2 protein-coding genes are annotated in these 22,807 nt (G+C 66.5%); both read right to left on the minus strand.

Annotated features, from left to right (window positions below; all coding sequences use genetic code 11):
- Nucleotides 1-33: 33 nt before the first annotated feature.
- Nucleotides 34-21,738 carry a hypothetical protein gene (locus ACO06O_RS08220; protein WP_421878125.1) on the minus strand — a complete coding sequence of 7,235 codons (21,705 nt, stop codon included), beginning with the start codon at nucleotides 21,736-21,738 and terminating at the stop codon, nucleotides 34-36.
- 85 nt (nucleotides 21,739-21,823) lie between these two features.
- The coding region (locus ACO06O_RS08225) for a hypothetical protein (RefSeq protein WP_421878127.1) at nucleotides 21,824-22,807 on the minus strand (984 nt) is incomplete at its 5' end.

A 22,807-nucleotide genomic window follows, 5' to 3' on the forward strand; every position in this document is an offset into this window, starting at 1 on the left:
TATCGGTGCCGTCGGTCGAGGTCGCCGTGACCGTCAGCGTGAAGTCATCCGCGCTATGGCGGCCGGCGTGATCGTGAGACCGTCGAGCTGATCCGGCGTCAGCGTGACGGAGCCGTCCTCGTTCACCGTCCCGGCCGAGAGGGTTGCCCCCTCGGGAACACCGGTGATCGTGATCGAGAGAGTCTCCGACCCGTCCTGGTCGGTCAGTGCCGAGGTGATGTCGAGCGCAATCGCGCTGTCCTCGCTGCCCGAGGCCGCGTCGACCGTGAGGGAGGGCGTGTCCGCCACGGCATCGACCGTAACCGAGAGCGTCTCGGTGACCGTCGCCGTGTCGCCGCTATCGGCATCCGTCGTCGTCACCGCCACCGTCAGCGTGAAGTCCGCATCGCTGTTCGCAGCAGGCGTGATGGTCAGCCCTTCGAGCTGATCGACACTCAGGGTGACGCTGCCATCCTCGTTTACCGTCCCGGCCGAAAGTTCCGCACCCGTCGGAATACCCGAGATCGTGACCGACGCGCTGTCGCCATCCGCTACATTGGTGACGTCAATGCTGAGCGCAATGGCGCTGTCTTCATCGCCCGACGCAGCAGCGGTCTCGAGGGTCGCATCGTCGGCCACACCGGTCACCGTGACCGGCAGTTCCGCGGTCTGCGTCGCCGTGTCGGTGCCGTCCGTCGATGTGGCCGTGACCGTCAGCGTGAAGTCGTCCGCGCTGTTCGTGGCCGGGGTGATCGTGAGACCGTCGAGCTGATCCGGCGTCAGGGTGACGCTGCCGTCTTCGTTGACCGTACCGGCGGAGAGGGTTGCCCCCTCCGGAATGCCGGTAATGGTGATCGAGAGCGTCTCCGACCCGTCCTGGTCGGTGAGCGCTGAGGTGATGTCGAGCGCAATCGCACTGTCCTCGGATCCGGAAGCCGCATCGACCGTGAGGGAGGGCGTGTCCGCCACGGCATCGACCGTGACCGCGAGCGTCTCGGTGACCGTCGCCGTATCGCCGCTATCGGCATCCGTCGTCGTCACCGCCACCGTCAGCGTGAAGTCCGCATCGCTGTTCGCAGCAGGCGTGATGGTCAGCCCTTCGAGCTGATCGACACTCAGGGTGACGCTGCCATCCTCGTTTACCGTCCCGGCCGAAAGTTCCGCACCCGTCGGAATACCCGAGATCGTGACCGACGCGCTGTCGCCATCCGCTACATTGGTGACGTCAATGCTGAGCGCAATGGCGCTGTCTTCATCGCCCGACGCAGCAGCGGTCTCGAGGGTCGCATCGTCGGCCACACCGGTCACCGTGACCGGCAGTTCCGCGGTCTGCGTAGCCGTGTCGGTGCCGTCCGTTGAAGTCGCCGTGACCGTCAGCGTGAAATCGTCTGCGCTATTGGCGGCCGGCGTGATCGTGAGACCGTCGAGCTGATCCGGCGTCAGGGTGACGGACCCGTCTTCATTGACCGTCCCGGCCGATAGGGTCGCACCCTCCGGAATGCCGGTAATGGTGATCGAGAGGGTCTCCGAGCCATCCTGATCGGTCAGTGCCGAGGTGATGTCGAGGGCAATCGCGCTGTCTTCGGTGCCGGAAGCCGCATCGACCGTGAGGGAGGGCGTGTCCGCTACCGCATCGACCGTAACCGCCAGTGTCTCGGTAACCGTCGCCGTATCGCCGCTATCGGCATCCGTCGTGGTGACCGCCACCGTCAGCGTGAAATCCGCATCGCTGTTCGCGGGCGGGGTGATGGTCAGACCTTCGAGCTGATCGACTGACAGCGTGACGCTGCCGTCCTCGTTTACCGTCCCGGCGGAGAGTTCCGCACCGGCGGGGATGCCCGAGATCGTGACCGACGCGCTGTCGCCCGCGTTGACGCCCGACACATCGATGTCGAGCGCAATGGCGCTGTCCTCGTCGCCGGACGCAGCGGCCGTCTCAAGTGTCGCATCGTCGGCGACGCCCGTGACCGTCACCGGCAGTTCGGCCGTCTGCGTCGCCGTGTCGGTGCCGTCCGTCGATGTGGCCGTGACCGTTAGGGTGAAGTCGTCCGCGCTGTTCGTGGCCGGGGTGATCGTGAGACCGTCGAGCTGATCCGGCGTCAGGGTGACGCTGCCGTCTTCGTTGACCGTACCGGCGGAGAGGGTTGCGCCCTCCGGAATGCCGGTAATGGTGATCGAGAGCGTCTCCGACCCGTCCTGGTCGGTGAGCGCTGAGGTGATGTCGAGCGCAATCGCACTGTCCTCGGATCCGGAAGCCGCATCGACCGTGAGGGACGGCGTATCCGCCACGGCATCGACCGTGACCGCGAGCGTCTCGGTGACCGTCGCCGTGTCGCCGCTATCGGCATCCGTCGTGGTGACCGCCACCGTCAGCGTGAAGTCCGCATCGCTGTTCGAAGCAGGGGTGATGGTCAGACCTTCGAGCTGGTCCACCGACAGCGTGACGCTGCCGTCCTCGTTTACCGTCCCGGCGGAGAGTTCCGCGCCGGCGGGGATGCCCGAGATCGTGACCGACGCGCTGTCGCCCGCGTTGACGCCCGACACATCGATGTCGAGCGCAATGGCGCTGTCCTCGTCGCCGGACGCAGCGGCCGTCTCAAGTGTCGCATCGTCGGCGACGCCCGTGACCGTCACCGGCAGTTCGGCCGTCTGCGTCGCCGTGTCGGTGCCGTCCGTCGATGTGGCCGTGACCGTTAGGGTGAAGTCGTCCGCGCTGTTCGTGGCCGGGGTGATCGTGAGACCGTCGAGCTGATCCGGCGTCAGGGTGACGCTGCCGTCTTCGTTGACCGTACCGGCGGAGAGGGTTGCGCCCTCCGGAATGCCGGTAATGGTGATCGAGAGCGTCTCCGACCCGTCCTGGTCGGTGAGCGCTGAGGTGATGTCGAGCGCAATCGCACTGTCCTCGGATCCGGAAGCCGCATCGACCGTGAGGGACGGCGTATCCGCCACGGCATCGACCGTGACCGCGAGCGTCTCGGTGACCGTCGCCGTGTCGCCGCTATCCGCATCCGTCGTCGTCACTGCCACCGTCAGCGTGAAATCCGCATCACTGTTCGAAGCAGGCGTGATGGTCAGACCTTCGAGCTGATCCACCGTCAGCGTGACGCTGCCATCCTCGTTCACCGTCCCGGCGGAGAGTTCCGCACCGGCGGGAATACCCGAGATGGTCACGGAGGCCGTGTCGCCCGCGTTGACGCCCGACACATCGATGTCGAGCGCGATCGCGCTGTCTTCGTCGCCCGACGCGGCGGAGGTGGCCAGGTCGGCATCGTCGGCGATGCCAGTCACGGTGACCGGCAGTTCCGCGGTCTGGGTCGCGGTATCCGTGCCGTCCGTTGAAGTCGCCGTCACCGTCAGCGTGAAGTCGTCTGCACTGTTGGCGGCCGGGGTGATGGTCAGGCCGTCGAGCTGATCCGGCGTCAGGGTGACGGACCCGTCTTCGTTGACCGTCCCGGCAGACAGGGTCGCGCCGTCCGGAATGTCGGTAATGGTGATCGAGAGGGTCTCGGACCCGTCCTGGTCGGTGAGTGCCGAAGTGATATCGAGCGCGATCGCACTGTCTTCGCTGCCCGAGGCCGCATCGACCGTGAGGGAGGGCGTGTCCGCCACGGCATCGACCGTGACCGCGAGCGTCTCGGTGACCGTCGCCGTATCGCCGCTATCGGCATCCGTCGTCGTCACCGCCACCGTCAGCGTGAAGTCCGCATCGCTGTTCGCAGCAGGCGTGATGGTCAGCCCTTCGAGCTGATCGACACTCAGGGTGACGCTGCCATCCTCGTTTACCGTCCCGGCCGAAAGTTCCGCACCCGTCGGAATACCCGAGATCGTGACCGACGCGCTGTCGCCATCCGCTACATTGGTGACGTCAATGCTGAGCGCAATGGCGCTGTCTTCATCGCCCGACGCAGCAGCGGTCTCGAGGGTCGCATCGTCGGCCACACCGGTCACCGTGACCGGCAGTTCGGCGGTTTGCGTCGCGGTATCGGTCCCGTCCGTCGAGGTCGCCGTCACCGTCAGCGTGAAGTCGTCCGCGCTATTGGCGGCCGGCGTGATGGTCAGGCCGTCGAGCTGATCCGGCGTCAGGGTGACGCTGCCGTCTTCATTGACCGTACCGGCAGAGAGGGTTGCGCCCTCCGGAATACCGGTGATCGTGATCGAGAGAGTCTCGGACCCATCCTGATCGGTCAGTGCCGAGGTGATGTCGAGCGCAATCGCACTGTCCTCGCTGCCCGAGGCCGCGTCGACCGTGAGGGAGGGCGTATCCGCCACGGCATCGACCGTGACTGCGAGCGTCTCGGTGACCGTCGCCGTGTCGCCGCTGTCGGCATCCGTCGTCGTCACCGCCACCGTCAGCGTGAAGTCGTCCGCGCTGTTGGCCGCCGGGGTAATGGTCAGACCTTCGAGCTGGTCCACCGTCAGCGTGACGCTGCCATCCTCGTTCACCGTCCCGGCGGAGAGTTCCGCACCCGTCGGAATGCCCGAGATGGTCACGGAAGCGCTGTCGCCGTCCGCCACATTGGAGACGTCAATGCTGAGCGCAATCGCGCTGTCTTCGTCACCGGACGCAGCAGCGGTCTCGAGGGTCGCATCGTCGGCCACACCGGTCACGGTGACCGGCAGTTCCGCGGTCTGCGTCGCGGTATCGGTCCCGTCCGTTGAGGTCGCCGTCACCGTCAGCGTGAAGTCGTCCGCGCTGTTGGCCGCCGGGGTAATGGTCAGACCGTCGAGCTGATCCGGCGTCAGCGTGACGCTGCCGTCTTCGTTGACGGTACCGGCCGAGAGGGTCGCGCCCTCCGGAATACCGGTAATGGTGATCGAGAGGGTCTCGGACCCATCCTGGTCGGTCAGTGCCGAGGTGATGTCGAGCGCGATCGCGCTGTCTTCGCTGCCCGAGGCCGCATCGACCGTGAGGGAGGGCGTGTCCGCCACGGCATCGACCGTGACCGCCAGCGTCTCGGTGACCGTCGCCGTATCGCCGCTATCCGCATCCGTCGTCGTCACCGCCACCGTCAGCGTGAAGTCCGCATCGCTGTTCGAAGCGGGGGTGATCGTCAGACCTTCGAGCTGGTCCACCGTCAGCGTGACGCTGCCGTCCTCGTTTACCGTCCCGGCCGAAAGTTCCGCACCAGCGGGGATGCCGGAGATGGTCACCGAAGCCGTATCGCCCGCATTGACGCCCGACACATCGATGTCGAGCGCGATGGCGCTGTCTTCATCGCCGGATGCGGCAGCGGTCTCGAGGGTCGCATCGTCGGCGACGCCGGTTACGGTGACCGGCAGTTCCGCCGTCTGGGTCGCCGTATCCGTGCCGTCCGTCGATGTGGCCGTCACCGTCAGCGTGAAGTCATCCGCGCTATTGGCGGCCGGGGTGATGGTCAGGCCGTCGAGCTGATCCGGCGTCAGCGTGACGGACCCGTCTTCGTTGACCGTACCAGCCGAAAGGGTTGCCCCGTCCGGAATACCGGTAATCGTGATCGAGAGGGCCTCGGACCCGTCCTGGTCGGTCAGCGCCGAGGTGATGTCGAGCGCAATCGCACTGTCTTCGCTGCCGGAAGCCGCATCGACCGTGAGGGAGGGCGTGTCCGCTACCGCATCGACCGTGACCGCGAGCGTCTCGGTGACCGTCGCCGTGTCGCCGCTGTCGGCATCCGTCGTGGTGACGGCCACCGTCAGCGTGAAGTCCGCATCGCTGTTCGCAGGCGGGGTGATGGTCAGGCCTTCGAGCTGGTCCACCGTCAGCGTGACAGATCCATCATCATTGACCGTTCCAGCGGAAAGCTCGGCACCCGCCGGAATGCCCGAGATCGTGACCGAGGCGCTGTCGCCATCCGCCACATTGGAGACGTCAATGCTGAGTGCGATCGCGCTGTCTTCGTCGCCGGACGCGGCAGCGGTCTCGAGGGTGGCATCGTCGGCGACGCCGGTGACCGTCACCGGCAGTTCCGCGGTCTGCGTCGCTGTATCGGTACCGTCCGTCGAGGTCGCCGTCACCGTCAGGGTGAAGTCGTCGGCACTGTTTGCGGCCGGCGTGATGGTCAGCCCTTCGAGCTGATCCGGCGTCAGGGTGACGCTGCCGTCGTCATTGACCGTCCCGGCCGAGAGGGTCGCACCCTCCGGGATCCCGGTGATCGTGATCGAGAGCGTCTCGGACCCGTCCTGGTCGGTCAGCGCCGAGGTGATGTCGAGGGCAATCGCACTATCCTCGCTGCCGGCAGCCGCATCGACCGTGAGGGACGGCGTGTCCGCCACGGCATCGACCGTGACCGCGAGCGTCTCGGTGACCGTCGCCGTATCGCCGCTATCCGCATCCGTCGTGGTGACGGCCACCGTCAGCGTGAAATCCGCATCACTGTTCGAAGCAGGCGTGATCGTCAGGCCTTCGAGCTGGTCCACCGTCAGGGTGACGCTGCCGTCCTCGTTCACCGTCCCGGCGGAGAGTTCCGCACCCGTCGGAATGCCCGAGATCGTGACCGACGCGCTGTCGCCATCCGCCACATTGGTGACGTCAATGCTGAGCGCGATCGCGCTGTCTTCGTCGCCGGACGCGGCGGCGGTCTCGAGGGTGGCATCGTCGGCGACGCCCGTGACCGTCACCGGCAGTTCCGCGGTCTGTGTCGCCGTGTCGGTGCCGTCGGTCGAGGTCGCAGTCACCGTCAGCGTGAAGTCGTCCGCGCTATTGGCGGCCGGCGTGATCGTGAGACCGTCGAGCTGATCCGGCGTCAGGGTGACGCTGCCGTCTTCATTGACCGTCCCGGCCGAAAGGGTTGCCCCCTCGGGAATACCGGTAATGGTGATCGAGAGGGTCTCCGACCCATCCTGGTCGGTCAGCGCCGAGGTGATGTCGAGCGCAATGGCGCTGTCCTCGCTGCCCGAGGCCGCATCAACGGTGAGGGAGGGCGTGTCCGCTACCGCATCGACCGTGACTGCCAGCGTCTCGGTGACCGTCGCCGTGTCGCCGCTGTCGGCATCCGTCGTCGTCACCGCCACCGTCAGCGTGAAGTCCGCATCGCTGTTCGCAGGCGGGGTGATCGTCAGCCCTTCGAGCTGATCCACCGTCAGCGTGACACTGCCGTCTTCATTCACCGTCCCGGCGGAGAGTTCGGCACCGGCGGGAATGCCGGAGATGGTCACGGAAGCCGTATCGCCCTCGTTGACGCCCGACACATCGATGTCGAGCGTAATGCCGCTGTCCTCATCGCCGGACGCGGCAGCGGTCTCGAGGGTCGCATCGTCGGCGACGCCCGTGACCGTGACCGGCAGTTCGGCGGTCTGCGTCGCGGTATCCGTGCCGTCGGTCGAGGTCGCCGTGACCGTCAGCGTGAAGTCGTCTGCGCTATTGGCGGCCGGGGTGATGGTCAGGCCGTCCAGCTGATCCGGCGTCAGGGTGACGCTGCCGTCTTCATTGACCGTCCCGGCAGAGAGGGTCGCGCCGTCCGGAATGCCGGTGATCGTGATCGAGAGGGTCTCCGAGCCGTCCTGGTCGGTCAGCGCGGAGGTGATGTCGAGCGCTATCGCACTGTCTTCGCTGCCCGAGGCCGCCTCGACCGTGAGGGACGGTGTGTCCGCCACGGCATCGACCGTGACCGCGAGCGTCTCGGTGACCGTCGCCGTGTCGCCGCTGTCGGCATCCGTCGTCGTCACTGCCACCGTCAGCGTGAAGTCCGCATCGCTGTTCGAAGCAGGCGTGATGGTCAGCCCTTCGAGCTGATCCACCGACAGCGTGACGCTGCCATCCTCGTTTACCGTCCCGGCCGAAAGTTCCGCACCCGTCGGAATGCCCGAGATCGTGACCGACGCGCTATCGCCATCCGCCACATTGGTGACGTCGATGCTCAGCGCGATTGCGCTGTCCTCATCGCCGGACGCAGCCGCCGTCTCCACGGTCGCATCGTCGGCCACACCGGTCACGGTGACGGGCAGTTCCGCCGTCTGGGTCGCGGTATCGGTGCCGTCGGTGGACGTGGCTGTGACCGTCAGCGTGAAGTCGTCGGCACTGTTCGCAGCAGGGGTGATCGTCAAACCGTCGAGCTGATCCGGCGTCAGCGTGACGCTGCCGTCGTCATTGACCGTCCCGGCAGAGAGGGTCGCGCCCTCCGGGATGCCGGTAATGGTGATCGAGAGGGTCTCCGACCCATCCTGGTCGGTAAGCGCCGAGGTGATGTCGAGCGCAATCGCGCTGTCCTCGGACCCGGAAGCCGCATCGACCGTGAGGGAGGGCGTGTCCGCCACGGCATCGACCGTGACCGCGAGCGTCTCGGTGACCGTCGCCGTATCGCCGCTTTCGGCATCCGTCGTCGTTACCGCCACTGTCAGCGTGAAATCCGCATCGCTGTTCGCAGGCGGGGTGATGGCCAGCCCTTCGAGCTGGTCCACCGTCAGCGTGACGCTGCCGTCCTCGTTCACCGTCCCGGCAGAGAGTTCCGCACCAGCGGGGATGCCGGAGATGGTCACGGAAGCCGTATCGCCCTCGTTGACGCCCGACACATCGATGTCGAGCGTAATGCCGCTGTCCTCATCGCCGGACGCGGCAGCGGTCTCGAGGGTCGCATCGTCGGCGACGCCCGTGACAGTGACCGGCAGTTCCGCCGTCCGGGTCGCGGTATCCGTGCCGTCGGTCGAGGTCGCCGTGACCGTCAGCGTGAAGTCGTCCGCGCTATTGGCCGCCGGGGTGAGCGTCAGGCCGTCGAGCTGGTCCGGCGTCAGCGTGACGGATCCGTCTTCGTTGACCGTTCCGGCAGAGAGGGTCGCGCCTTCCGGAATACCGGTAATCGTGATCGAGAGTGTCTCGGACCCATCCTGGTCGAGCAAGGCCGAGGTGATGTCGAGCGCGATCGCGCTGTCCTCACTGCCCGAGGCCGCCTCGACGGTGAGGGAGGGCGTGTCCGCCACGGCATCGACCGTGACTGCGAGCGTCTCGGTGACCGTCGCCGTGTCGCCGCTGTCGGCATCCGTCGTCGTCACCGCCACCGTCAGCGTGAAGTCCGCATCGCTGTTCGCAGGCGGGGTGATGGTCAGCCCTTCGAGCTGATCCACCGTCAGGGTGACGCTGCCGTCTTCATTCACCGTCCCGGCGGAGAGTTCCGCACCGGCGGGGATGCCGGAGATCGTGACCGAGGCGCTGTCGCCATCCGCCACATTGGAGATGTCAATGCTGAGCGCGATCGCGCTGTCTTCATCACCCGACGCGGCGGAGGTGGCCAGGTCGGCTTCATCCGCCACACCGGTCACGGTGACCGGCAGTTCGGCGGTCTGCTTCGCGGTATCGGTACCGTCCGTCGAGGTCGCCGTGACCGTCAGCGTGAAGTCATCCGCGCTATTGGTGGCCGGGGTGATGGTCAGGCCGTCGAGCTGATCCGGCGTCAGAGTGACGGAGCCGTCGTCGTTCACCGTTCCGGCAGAGAGGGTTGCCCCCTCGGGAATACCGGTGATCGTGATCGAGAGGATCTCGGACCCATCCTGATCGGTCAGTGCCGAGGTGATGTCGAGGGCAATCGCGCTGTCTTCGCTGCCCGAGGCCGCCTCGACCGTGAGGGACGGTGTGTCCGCCACGGCATCGACCGTAACCGTGAGCGTCTCGGTGACCGTCGCCGTGTCGCCGCTGTCGGCATCCGTCGTCGTCACTGCCACCGTCAGTGTGAAGTCCGCATCGCTGTTCGCAGGCGGGGTGATGGTCAGCCCTTCGAGCTGATCCACCGACAGCGTGACGCTGCCGTCCTCGTTCACCGTCCCGGCAGAGAGTTCCGCACCAGCGGGGATGCCGGAGATGGTCACGGAAGCCGTATCGCCCGCGTTGACGTCCGACACATCGATGTCGAGGGCAATGGCGCTGTCTTCATCGCCGGATGCAGCAGCGGTCTCGAGGGTGGCATCGTCGGCCACACCGGTCACCGTGACCGGCAGCTCCGCGGTCTGGGTCGCGGTATCCGTGCCATCGGTCGAGGTCGCGGTGACCGTCAGCGTGAAGTCATCCGCACTGTTGGCAGCCGGCGTGATCGTGAGACCGTCGAGCTGATCCGGCGTCAGGGTGACGGAGCCGTCCTCATTCACCGTACCGGCCGAGAGGGTCGCCCCGTCCGGAATACCGGTAATGGTGATCGAGAGGGTCTCCGAGCCGTCCTGGTCGGTCAGTGCCGAGGTGATGTCGAGGGCAATGGCACTGTCTTCGGATCCGGAAGCTGAATCGACCGTGAGGGAGGGCGTGTCCGCCACGGCATCGACCGTGACCGAGAGCGTCTCGGTGACCGTCGCCGTGTCGCCGCTGTCGGCATCCGTCGTCGTCACCGCCACCGTCAGCGTGAAGTCATCTGCACTGTTCGAAGCAGGGGTGATGGTCAGACCTTCGAGCTGGTCCACCGTTAGGGTGACGCTGCCGTCCTCGTTCACCGTCCCGGCGGAGAGTTCCGCACCGGCGGGGATGCCGGAGATGGTCACGGAAGCCGTATCGCCCGCGTTGACGCCCGACACATCGATGTCGAGCGCGATGGCGCTGTCTTCATCGCCGGACGCGGCGGAGGTGGCCAGGTCGGCTTCATCCGCCACACCGGTCACGGTGACCGGCAGTTCCGCAGTCTGGGTAGCCGTGTCGGTACCGTCGGTCGAGGTCGCAGTCACCGTCAGCGTGAAATCGTGCGCGCTGTTGGCGGCCGGCGTGATCGTGAGACCGTCGAGCTGATCTGGCGTCAGGGTGACGCTGCCGTCTTCGTTGACCGTACCGGCCGAGAGGGTTGCCCCCTCGGGAATACCGGTAATCGTGATCGAGAGGGTCTCCGACCCATCCTGGTCGGTCAGCGCCGAGGTGATGTCGAGCGCAATCGCACTGTCCTCGGACCCGGCAGCCGCATCGACCGTGAGGGAGGGCGTGTCCGCCACGGCATCGACCGTGACTGCCAGCGTCTCGGTGACCGTCGCCGTATCGCCGCTATCGGCATCCGTCGTCGTCACCGCCACCGTCAGCGTGAAATCCGCATCGCTGTTCGAAGCAGGGGTGATGGTCAGACCTTCGAGCTGATCCACCGTCAGCGTGACGCTGCCGTCCTCGTTCACCGTCCCGGCCGAAAGTTCCGCACCCGTCGGAATGCCCGAGATGGTCACGGAAGCCGTATCGCCTTCATTGACGCCCGATACATCGATGCTCAGTGCAATGGCGCTGTCCTCATCGCCCGATGCGGCAGACGTGGCCAGGTCAGCATCGTCGGCCACGCCCGTGACCGTCACAGGCAGTTCCGCCGTCTGCGCCGCGGTATCGGTGCCGTCGGTCGAGGTCGCCGTCACCGTCAGCGTGAAGTCGTCCGCGCTATTGGCCGCCGGGGTGACGGTCAGCCCGTCGAGCTGATCCGGCGTCAGCGTGACGGACCCGTCCTCATTGACCGTCCCGGCAGACAGGGTCGCGCCCTCCGGAATACCGGTAATCGTGATCGAGAGGGTCTCCGAGCCATCCTGGTCGGTCAGCGCCGAGGTGATGTCGAGGGCAATGGCGCTGTCCTCGGAACCGGTAGCCGCGTCGACCGTGAGGGAGGGCGTGTCCGCCACCGCATCGACCGTGACCGAGAGCGTCTCGGTGACCGTCGCCGTATCGCCGCTGTCGGCATCCGTCGTCGTCACCGCCACCGTCAGCGTGAAATCCGCATCGCTGTTCGCAGGCGGCGTGATCGTCAGACCTTCGAGCTGATCGACCGTCAGCGTGACGCTGCCGTCCTCGTTTACCGTCCCGGCGGAGAGTTCGGCACCCGTCGGAATACCCGAGATCGTTACCGAGGCGGTGTCGCCATCTGCCACATTGGTGACGTCAATGCTGAGCGCGATGGCGCTGTCCTCATCGCCGGACGCGGCGGAAGTGGCCAGGTCAGCATCGTCGGCCACACCGGTCACCGTGACCGGCAGCTCCGCGGTCTGTGTCTCGGTATCGGTGCCGTCGGTCGAGGTCGCCGTGACCGTCAGCGTGAAGTCATCCGCGCTATTGGCGGCCGGCGTGATCGTGAGACCGTCGAGCTGATCCGGCGTCAGGGTGACGGACCCGTCCTCATTGACCGTACCGGCAGAGAGGGTCGCGCCCTCCGGAATGCCGGTAATGGTGATCGAGAGGGTCTCCGACCCATCCTGGTCGGTCAGTGCCGAGGTGATGTCGAGCGCAATCGCACTGTCTTCGGATCCGGAAGCCGCATCGACCGTGAGGGAGGGCGTGTCCGCCACGGCATCGACCGTAACCGCGAGCGTCTCGGTGACCGTCGCCGTGTCGCCGCTATCGGCATCCGTCGTCGTCACCGCCACCGTCAGCGTGAAGTCCGCATCGCTGTTCGAAGCAGGGGTGATGGTCAGGCCGTCGAGCTGATCCGGCGTCAGGGTGACGGATCCATCCTCATTCACCGTCCCGGCGGAGAGTTCCGCACCGGCGGGGATGCCGGAGATCGTGACCGAGGCGCTGTCGCCTTCCGCCACATTGGTGACGTCAATGCTGAGTGCGATGGCGCTGTCTTCATCGCCGGACGCGGCAGCGGTCTCGAGGGTGGCATCGTCGGCGACGCCCGTGACCGTCACCGGCAGTTCGGCGGTCTCCGTCGCCGTGTCGGTGCCGTCGGTCGAGGTCGCCGTGACCGTCAGCGTGAAATCGTCCGCGCTATTGGCGGTCGGCGTGATCGTGAGACCGTCGAGCTGATCCGGCGTCAGCGTGACGGAGCCGTCCTCGTTCACAGTCCCGGCCGAGAGGGTCGCGCCCTCCGGAATACCGGTAATGGTGATCGAGAGGGTCTCGGACCCATCCTGATCGGTCAGTGCCGAGGTGATGTCGAGCGCAATCGCGCTGTCCTCGCTGCCCGAGGCCGCATCGACCGTGAGAGACGGCGTATCCGCCACGGCATCGACCGTGACCGCGAGCGTCTCGGTGACCGTCGCCGTGTCGCCGCTGTCGGCATCCGTCGTCGTCACCGCCACCGTCAGCGTGAAGTCCGCATCGCTGTTCGAAGCAGGGGTGATCGTCAGACCTTCGAGCTGATCCACCGTCAGCGTGACGCTGCCGTCTTCATTGACCGTCCCGGCGGAGAGTTCCGCACCGGCGGGGATGCCCGAGATCGTGACCGAGGCACTGTCGCCGTCCGCCACATTGGAGACGTCAATGCTGAGTGCGATGGCGCTGTCTTCATCGCCGGACGCGGCAGCGGTCTCGAGGGTCGCATCGTCGGCGACGCCAGTCACGGTGACCGGCAGTTCGGCCGTCTGGGTCGCGGTATCCGTGCCGTCCGTCGATGTGGCCGTCACCGTCAGCGTGAAGTCGTCCGCGCTATTGGCGGCCGGCGTGATCGTGAGACCGTCCAGCTGATCCGGCGTCAGCGTGACGGATCCGTCTTCGTTGACCGTCCCGGCAGACAGGGTCGCGCCGTCCGGAATGTCGGTAATGGTGATCGAGAGGGTCTCGGACCCGTCCTGGTCGGTGAGTGCCGAAGTGATATCGAGCGCGATCGCACTGTCTTCGCTGCCCGAGGCCGCATCGACCGTGAGGGAGGGCGTGTCCGCCACGGCATCGACCGTGACCGCGAGCGTCTCGGTGACCGTCGCCGTATCGCCGCTATCGGCATCCGTCGTCGTCACCGCCACCGTCAGCGTGAAGTCCGCATCGCTGTTCGCAGCAGGCGTGATGGTCAGCCCTTCGAGCTGATCGACACTCAGGGTGACGCTGCCATCCTCGTTTACCGTCCCGGCCGAAAGTTCCGCACCCGTCGGAATACCCGAGATCGTGACCGACGCGCTGTCGCCCGCGTTGACGCCCGACACATCGATGTCGAGGGCAATGGCGCTGTCTTCATCGCCGGATGCAGCAGCGGTCTCGAGGGTGGCATCGTCGGCGACGCCGGTGACCGTCACCGGCAGCTCCGCCGTCTGCGTCGCGGTATCCGTGCCGTCCGTCGATGTGGCCGTGACCGTTAGGGTGAAGTCGTCCGCGCTGTTGGCGGCCGGGGTGATGGTCAGGCCGTCGAGCTGGTCCGGCGTCAGGGTGACGGAGCCGTCTTCATTGACCGTCCCGGCAGACAGGGTCGCGCCGTCCGGAATGTCGGTAATGGTGATCGAGAGGGTCTCGGACCCGTCCTGGTCGGTCAGTGCCGAGGTGATGTCGAGCGCAATCGCACTGTCTTCGCTGCCGGAAGCCGCATCGACCGTGAGGGAAGGCGTGTCCGCCACGGCATCGACCGTGACTGCGAGCGTCTCGGTGACCGTCGCCGTATCGCCGCTGTCGGCATCCGTCGTGGTGACCGCCACCGTCAGCGTGAAATCCGCATCGCTGTTCGCAGGCGGGGTGATGGTCAGCCCTTCGAGCTGGTCCACCGTCAGGGTGACGGATCCATCCTCATGCACCGTCCCGGCGGAGAGTTCAGCGCCGGCGGGAATGCCCGAGATGGTCACAGAAGCGCTGTCACCATCCGCCACATTGGTGACGTCAATGCTCAGCGCAATGGCGCTGTCTTCGTCGCCGGACGCAGCAGATGTGGCCAGGTCAGCATCGTCGGCCACACCGGTCACCGTGACCGGCAGCTCCGCGGTCTGCGTCGCCGTGTCGGTGCCGTCCGTTGAAGTCGCCGTGACCGTCAGCGTGAAATCGTCCGCGCTGTTGGTGGCCGGGGTGATCGTGAGACCGTCGAGCTGATCCGGCGTCAGGGTGACGGACCCGTCCTCATTGACCGTACCGGCAGAGAGGGTCGCGCCGTCCGGAATGCCGGTAATGGTGATCGAGAGGGTCTCCGACCCATCCTGGTCGGTCAGTGCCGAGGTGATGTCGAGCGCAATCGCACTGTCTTCGGATCCGGAAGCCGCGTCGACCGTGAGGGAAGGCGTATCCGCCACGGCATCGACCGTGACCGCGAGCGTCTCGGTGACCGTCGCCGTATCGCCGCTATCGGCATCCGTCGTCGTCACCGCCACCGTCAGCGTGAAATCCGCATCGCTGTTCGAAGGCGGCGTGATGGTCAGACCTTCGAGCTGATCCACCGTCAGGGTGACACTGCCATCCTCGTTCACCGTCCCGGCGGAGAGTTCCGCGCCCGCCGGAATACCCGAGATCGTGACCGAGGCGGTGTCGCCGTCCGCCACATTGGAGACGTCAATGCTGAGCGCGATCGCGCTGTCTTCATCGCCGGACGCGGCGGTGGTCTCGAGGGTGGCATCGTCGGCGACGCCAGTCACGGTGACCGGCAGTTCCGCGGTCTGGGTCGCGGTATCCGTGCCGTCGGTCGTGGTCGCCGTGACCGTCAGCGTAAAGTCGTCCGCGCTATTGGCGGCCGGGGTGATGGTCAGCCCGTCCAGCTGATCCGGCGTCAGCGTGACGGATCCATCTTCGTTGACCGTACCGGCCGAGAGGGTCGCACCCTCCGGAATGCCGGTAATGGTGATCGAGAGGGTCTCGGACCCGTCCTGGTCGGTCAGTGCCGAGGTGATGTCGAGGGCGATTGCGCTGTCCTCGCTGCCCGAGGCCGCATCAACGGTGAGGGAGGGCGTGTCCGCCACGGCATCGACCGTGACCGCGAGCGTCTCGGTGACCGTCGCCGTGTCGCCGCTATCCGCATCCGTCGTCGTCACTGCCACCGTCAGCGTGAAGTCCGCATCGCTGTTCGCAGGCGGGGTGATGGTCAGCCCTTCGAGCTGATCCACCGTCAGGGTGACGCTGCCGTCCTCGTTCACCGTCCCGGCAGAGAGTTCCGCACCAGCGGGGATGCCCGAGATGGTCACGGAAGCCGTATCGCCCGCGTTGACGTCCGACACATCGATGTCGAGGGCAATGGCGCTGTCTTCATCGCCGGATGCAGCAGCGGTCTCGAGGGTGGCATCGTCGGCCACACCGGTCACCGTGACCGGCAGCTCCGCGGTCTGGGTCGCGGTATCCGTGCCATCGGTCGAGGTCGCGGTGACCGTCAGCGTGAAGTCATCCGCACTGTTGGCAGCCGGCGTGATCGTGAGACCGTCGAGCTGATCCGGCGTCAGGGTGACGGAGCCGTCCTCATTCACCGTACCGGCCGAGAGGGTCGCCCCGTCCGGAATACCGGTAATGGTGATCGAGAGGGTCTCCGAGCCGTCCTGGTCGGTCAGTGCCGAGGTGATGTCGAGGGCAATGGCACTGTCTTCGGATCCGGAAGCTGAATCGACCGTGAGGGAGGGCGTGTCCGCCACGGCATCGACCGTGACCGAGAGCGTCTCGGTGACCGTCGCCGTGTCGCCGCTGTCGGCATCCGTCGTCGTCACCGCCACCGTCAGCGTGAAGTCATCTGCACTGTTCGAAGCAGGGGTGATGGTCAGACCTTCGAGCTGGTCCACCGTTAGGGTGACGCTGCCGTCCTCGTTCACCGTCCCGGCGGAGAGTTCCGCACCGGCGGGGATGCCGGAGATGGTCACGGAAGCCGTATCGCCCGCGTTGACGCCCGACACATCGATGTCGAGCGCGATGGCGCTGTCTTCATCGCCGGACGCGGCGGAGGTGGCCAGGTCGGCTTCATCCGCCACACCGGTCACGGTGACCGGCAGTTCCGCAGTCTGGGTAGCCGTGTCGGTACCGTCGGTCGAGGTCGCAGTCACCGTCAGCGTGAAATCGTGCGCGCTGTTGGCGGCCGGCGTGATCGTGAGACCGTCGAGCTGATCTGGCGTCAGGGTGACGCTGCCGTCTTCGTTGACCGTACCGGCCGAGAGGGTTGCCCCCTCGGGAATACCGGTAATCGTGATCGAGAGGGTCTCCGACCCATCCTGGTCGGTCAGCGCCGAGGTGATGTCGAGCGCAATCGCACTGTCCTCGGACCCGGCAGCCGCATCGACCGTGAGGGAGGGCGTGTCCGCCACGGCATCGACCGTGACTGCCAGCGTCTCGGTGACCGTCGCCGTATCGCCGCTATCGGCATCCGTCGTCGTCACCGCCACCGTCAGCGTGAAATCCGCATCGCTGTTCGAAGCAGGGGTGATGGTCAGACCTTCGAGCTGATCCACCGTCAGCGTGACGCTGCCGTCCTCGTTCACCGTCCCGGCCGAAAGTTCCGCACCCGTCGGAATGCCCGAGATGGTCACGGAAGCCGTATCGCCTTCATTGACGCCCGATACATCGATGCTCAGTGCAATGGCGCTGTCCTCATCGCCCGATGCGGCAGACGTGGCCAGGTCAGCATCGTCGGCCACGCCCGTGACCGTCACAGGCAGTTCCGCCGTCTGCGCCGCGGTATCGGTGCCGTCGGTCGAGGTCGCCGTCACCGTCAGCGTGAAGTCGTCCGCGCTATTGGCCGCCGGGGTGACGGTCAGCCCGTCGAGCTGATCCGGCGTCAGCGTGACGGACCCGTCCTCATTGACCGTCCCGGCAGACAGGGTCGCGCCCTCCGGAATACCGGTAATCGTGATCGAGAGGGTCTCCGAGCCATCCTGGTCGGTCAGCGCCGAGGTGATGTCGAGGGCAATGGCGCTGTCCTCGGAACCGGTAGCCGCGTCGACCGTGAGGGAGGGCGTGTCCGCCACCGCATCGACCGTGACCGAGAGCGTCTCGGTGACCGTCGCCGTATCGCCGCTGTCGGCATCCGTCGTCGTCACCGCCACCGTCAGCGTGAAATCCGCATCGCTGTTCGCAGGCGGCGTGATCGTCAGACCTTCGAGCTGATCGACCGTCAGCGTGACGCTGCCGTCCTCGTTTACCGTCCCGGCGGAGAGTTCGGCACCCGTCGGAATACCCGAGATCGTTACCGAGGCGGTGTCGCCATCTGCCACATTGGTGACGTCAATGCTGAGCGCGATGGCGCTGTCCTCATCGCCGGACGCGGCGGAAGTGGCCAGGTCAGCATCGTCGGCCACACCGGTCACCGTGACCGGCAGCTCCGCGGTCTGTGTCTCGGTATCGGTGCCGTCGGTCGAGGTCGCCGTGACCGTCAGCGTGAAGTCATCCGCGCTATTGGCGGCCGGCGTGATCGTGAGACCGTCGAGCTGATCCGGCGTCAGGGTGACGGACCCGTCCTCATTGACCGTACCGGCAGAGAGGGTCGCGCCCTCCGGAATGCCGGTAATGGTGATCGAGAGGGTCTCCGACCCATCCTGGTCGGTCAGTGCCGAGGTGATGTCGAGCGCAATCGCACTGTCTTCGGATCCGGAAGCCGCATCGACCGTGAGGGAGGGCGTGTCCGCCACGGCATCGACCGTAACCGCGAGCGTCTCGGTGACCGTCGCCGTGTCGCCGCTATCGGCATCCGTCGTCGTCACCGCCACCGTCAGCGTGAAGTCCGCATCGCTGTTCGAAGCAGGGGTGATGGTCAGGCCGTCGAGCTGATCCGGCGTCAGGGTGACGGATCCATCCTCATTCACCGTCCCGGCGGAGAGTTCCGCACCGGCGGGGATGCCGGAGATCGTGACCGAGGCGCTGTCGCCTTCCGCCACATTGGTGACGTCAATGCTGAGTGCGATGGCGCTGTCTTCATCGCCGGACGCGGCAGCGGTCTCGAGGGTGGCATCGTCGGCGACGCCCGTGACCGTCACCGGCAGTTCGGCGGTCTCCGTCGCCGTGTCGGTGCCGTCGGTCGAGGTCGCCGTGACCGTCAGCGTGAAATCGTCCGCGCTATTGGCGGTCGGCGTGATCGTGAGACCGTCGAGCTGATCCGGCGTCAGCGTGACGGAGCCGTCCTCGTTCACAGTCCCGGCCGAGAGGGTCGCGCCCTCCGGAATACCGGTAATGGTGATCGAGAGGGTCTCGGACCCATCCTGATCGGTCAGTGCCGAGGTGATGTCGAGCGCAATCGCGCTGTCCTCGCTGCCCGAGGCCGCATCGACCGTGAGAGACGGCGTATCCGCCACGGCATCGACCGTGACCGCGAGCGTCTCGGTGACCGTCGCCGTGTCGCCGCTGTCGGCATCCGTCGTCGTCACCGCCACCGTCAGCGTGAAGTCCGCATCGCTGTTCGAAGCAGGGGTGATCGTCAGACCTTCGAGCTGATCCACCGTCAGCGTGACGCTGCCGTCTTCATTGACCGTCCCGGCGGAGAGTTCCGCACCGGCGGGGATGCCCGAGATCGTGACCGAGGCACTGTCGCCGTCCGCCACATTGGAGACGTCAATGCTGAGTGCGATGGCGCTGTCTTCATCGCCGGACGCGGCAGCGGTCTCGAGGGTCGCATCGTCGGCGACGCCAGTCACGGTGACCGGCAGTTCGGCCGTCTGGGTCGCGGTATCCGTGCCGTCCGTCGATGTGGCCGTCACCGTCAGCGTGAAGTCGTCCGCGCTATTGGCGGCCGGCGTGATCGTGAGACCGTCCAGCTGATCCGGCGTCAGCGTGACGGATCCGTCTTCGTTGACCGTCCCGGCAGACAGGGTCGCGCCGTCCGGAATGTCGGTAATGGTGATCGAGAGGGTCTCGGACCCGTCCTGGTCGGTGAGTGCCGAAGTGATATCGAGCGCGATCGCACTGTCTTCGCTGCCCGAGGCCGCATCGACCGTGAGGGAGGGCGTGTCCGCCACGGCATCGACCGTGACCGCGAGCGTCTCGGTGACCGTCGCCGTATCGCCGCTATCGGCATCCGTCGTCGTCACCGCCACCGTCAGCGTGAAGTCCGCATCGCTGTTCGCAGCAGGCGTGATGGTCAGCCCTTCGAGCTGATCGACACTCAGGGTGACGCTGCCATCCTCGTTTACCGTCCCGGCCGAAAGTTCCGCACCCGTCGGAATACCCGAGATCGTGACCGACGCGCTGTCGCCCGCGTTGACGCCCGACACATCGATGTCGAGGGCAATGGCGCTGTCTTCATCGCCGGATGCAGCAGCGGTCTCGAGGGTGGCATCGTCGGCGACGCCGGTGACCGTCACCGGCAGCTCCGCCGTCTGCGTCGCGGTATCCGTGCCGTCCGTCGATGTGGCCGTGACCGTTAGGGTGAAGTCGTCCGCGCTGTTGGCGGCCGGGGTGATGGTCAGGCCGTCGAGCTGGTCCGGCGTCAGGGTGACGGAGCCGTCTTCATTGACCGTCCCGGCAGACAGGGTCGCGCCGTCCGGAATGTCGGTAATGGTGATCGAGAGGGTCTCGGACCCGTCCTGGTCGGTCAGTGCCGAGGTGATGTCGAGCGCAATCGCACTGTCTTCGCTGCCGGAAGCCGCATCGACCGTGAGGGAAGGCGTGTCCGCCACGGCATCGACCGTGACTGCGAGCGTCTCGGTGACCGTCGCCGTATCGCCGCTGTCGGCATCCGTCGTGGTGACCGCCACCGTCAGCGTGAAATCCGCATCGCTGTTCGCAGGCGGGGTGATGGTCAGCCCTTCGAGCTGGTCCACCGTCAGGGTGACGGATCCATCCTCATGCACCGTCCCGGCGGAGAGTTCAGCGCCGGCGGGAATGCCCGAGATGGTCACAGAAGCGCTGTCACCATCCGCCACATTGGTGACGTCAATGCTCAGCGCAATGGCGCTGTCTTCGTCGCCGGACGCAGCAGATGTGGCCAGGTCAGCATCGTCGGCCACACCGGTCACCGTGACCGGCAGCTCCGCGGTCTGCGTCGCCGTGTCGGTGCCGTCCGTTGAAGTCGCCGTGACCGTCAGCGTGAAATCGTCCGCGCTGTTGGTGGCCGGGGTGATCGTGAGACCGTCGAGCTGATCCGGCGTCAGGGTGACGGACCCGTCCTCATTGACCGTACCGGCAGAGAGGGTCGCGCCGTCCGGAATGCCGGTAATGGTGATCGAGAGGGTCTCCGACCCATCCTGGTCGGTCAGTGCCGAGGTGATGTCGAGCGCAATCGCACTGTCTTCGGATCCGGAAGCCGCGTCGACCGTGAGGGAAGGCGTATCCGCCACGGCATCGACCGTGACCGCGAGCGTCTCGGTGACCGTCGCCGTATCGCCGCTATCGGCATCCGTCGTCGTCACCGCCACCGTCAGCGTGAAATCCGCATCGCTGTTCGAAGGCGGCGTGATGGTCAGACCTTCGAGCTGATCCACCGTCAGGGTGACACTGCCATCCTCGTTCACCGTCCCGGCGGAGAGTTCCGCGCCCGCCGGAATACCCGAGATCGTGACCGAGGCGGTGTCGCCGTCCGCCACATTGGAGACGTCAATGCTGAGCGCGATCGCGCTGTCTTCATCGCCGGACGCGGCGGTGGTCTCGAGGGTGGCATCGTCGGCGACGCCAGTCACGGTGACCGGCAGTTCCGCGGTCTGGGTCGCGGTATCCGTGCCGTCGGTCGTGGTCGCCGTGACCGTCAGCGTAAAGTCGTCCGCGCTATTGGCGGCCGGGGTGATGGTCAGCCCGTCCAGCTGATCCGGCGTCAGCGTGACGGATCCATCTTCGTTGACCGTACCGGCCGAGAGGGTCGCACCCTCCGGAATGCCGGTAATGGTGATCGAGAGGGTCTCGGACCCGTCCTGGTCGGTCAGTGCCGAGGTGATGTCGAGGGCGATTGCGCTGTCCTCGCTGCCCGAGGCCGCATCAACGGTGAGGGAGGGCGTGTCCGCCACGGCATCGACCGTGACCGCGAGCGTCTCGGTGACCGTCGCCGTGTCGCCGCTATCCGCATCCGTCGTCGTCACTGCCACCGTCAGCGTGAAGTCCGCATCGCTGTTCGCAGGCGGGGTGATGGTCAGCCCTTCGAGCTGATCCACCGTCAGGGTGACGCTGCCGTCCTCGTTCACCGTCCCGGCAGAGAGTTCCGCACCAGCGGGGATGCCCGAGATGGTCACGGAAGCCGTATCGCCCGCGTTGACGTCCGACACATCGATGTCGAGGGCAATGGCGCTGTCTTCATCGCCGGATGCAGCAGCGGTCTCGAGGGTGGCATCGTCGGCCACACCGGTCACCGTGACCGGCAGCTCCGCGGTCTGGGTCGCGGTATCCGTGCCATCGGTCGAGGTCGCGGTGACCGTCAGCGTGAAGTCATCCGCACTGTTGGCAGCCGGCGTGATCGTGAGACCGTCGAGCTGGATCCGGCGTCAGGGTGACGGAGCCGTCCTCATTCACCGTACCGGCCGAGAGGGTCGCCCCGTCCGGAATACCGGTAATGGTGATCGAGAGGGTCTCCGAGCCGTCCTGGTCGGTCAGTGCCGAGGTGATGTCGAGGGCAATGGCACTGTCTTCGGATCCGGAAGCTGAATCGACCGTGAGGGAGGGCGTGTCCGCCACGGCATCGACCGTGACCGAGAGCGTCTCGGTGACCGTCGCCGTGTCGCCGCTGTCGGCATCCGTCGTCGTCACCGCCACCGTCAGCGTGAAGTCATCTGCACTGTTCGAAGCAGGGGTGATGGTCAGACCTTCGAGCTGGTCCACCGTTAGGGTGACGCTGCCGTCCTCGTTCACCGTCCCGGCGGAGAGTTCCGCACCGGCGGGGATGCCGGAGATGGTCACGGAAGCCGTATCGCCCGCGTTGACGCCCGACACATCGATGTCGAGCGCGATGGCGCTGTCTTCATCGCCGGACGCGGCGGAGGTGGCCAGGTCGGCTTCATCCGCCACACCGGTCACGGTGACCGGCAGTTCCGCAGTCTGGGTAGCCGTGTCGGTACCGTCGGTCGAGGTCGCAGTCACCGTCAGCGTGAAATCGTGCGCGCTGTTGGCGGCCGGCGTGATCGTGAGACCGTCGAGCTGATCTGGCGTCAGGGTGACGCTGCCGTCTTCGTTGACCGTACCGGCCGAGAGGGTTGCCCCCTCGGGAATACCGGTAATCGTGATCGAGAGGGTCTCCGACCCATCCTGGTCGGTCAGCGCCGAGGTGATGTCGAGCGCAATCGCACTGTCCTCGGACCCGGCAGCCGCATCGACCGTGAGGGAGGGCGTGTCCGCCACGGCATCGACCGTGACTGCCAGCGTCTCGGTGACCGTCGCCGTATCGCCGCTATCGGCATCCGTCGTCGTCACCGCCAC

This window comes from Pacificispira sp. (genome assembly GCF_965228185.1).
In the GTDB taxonomy this organism is placed as follows: Bacteria; Pseudomonadota; Alphaproteobacteria; order UBA8366; family Aestuariispiraceae; genus Pacificispira.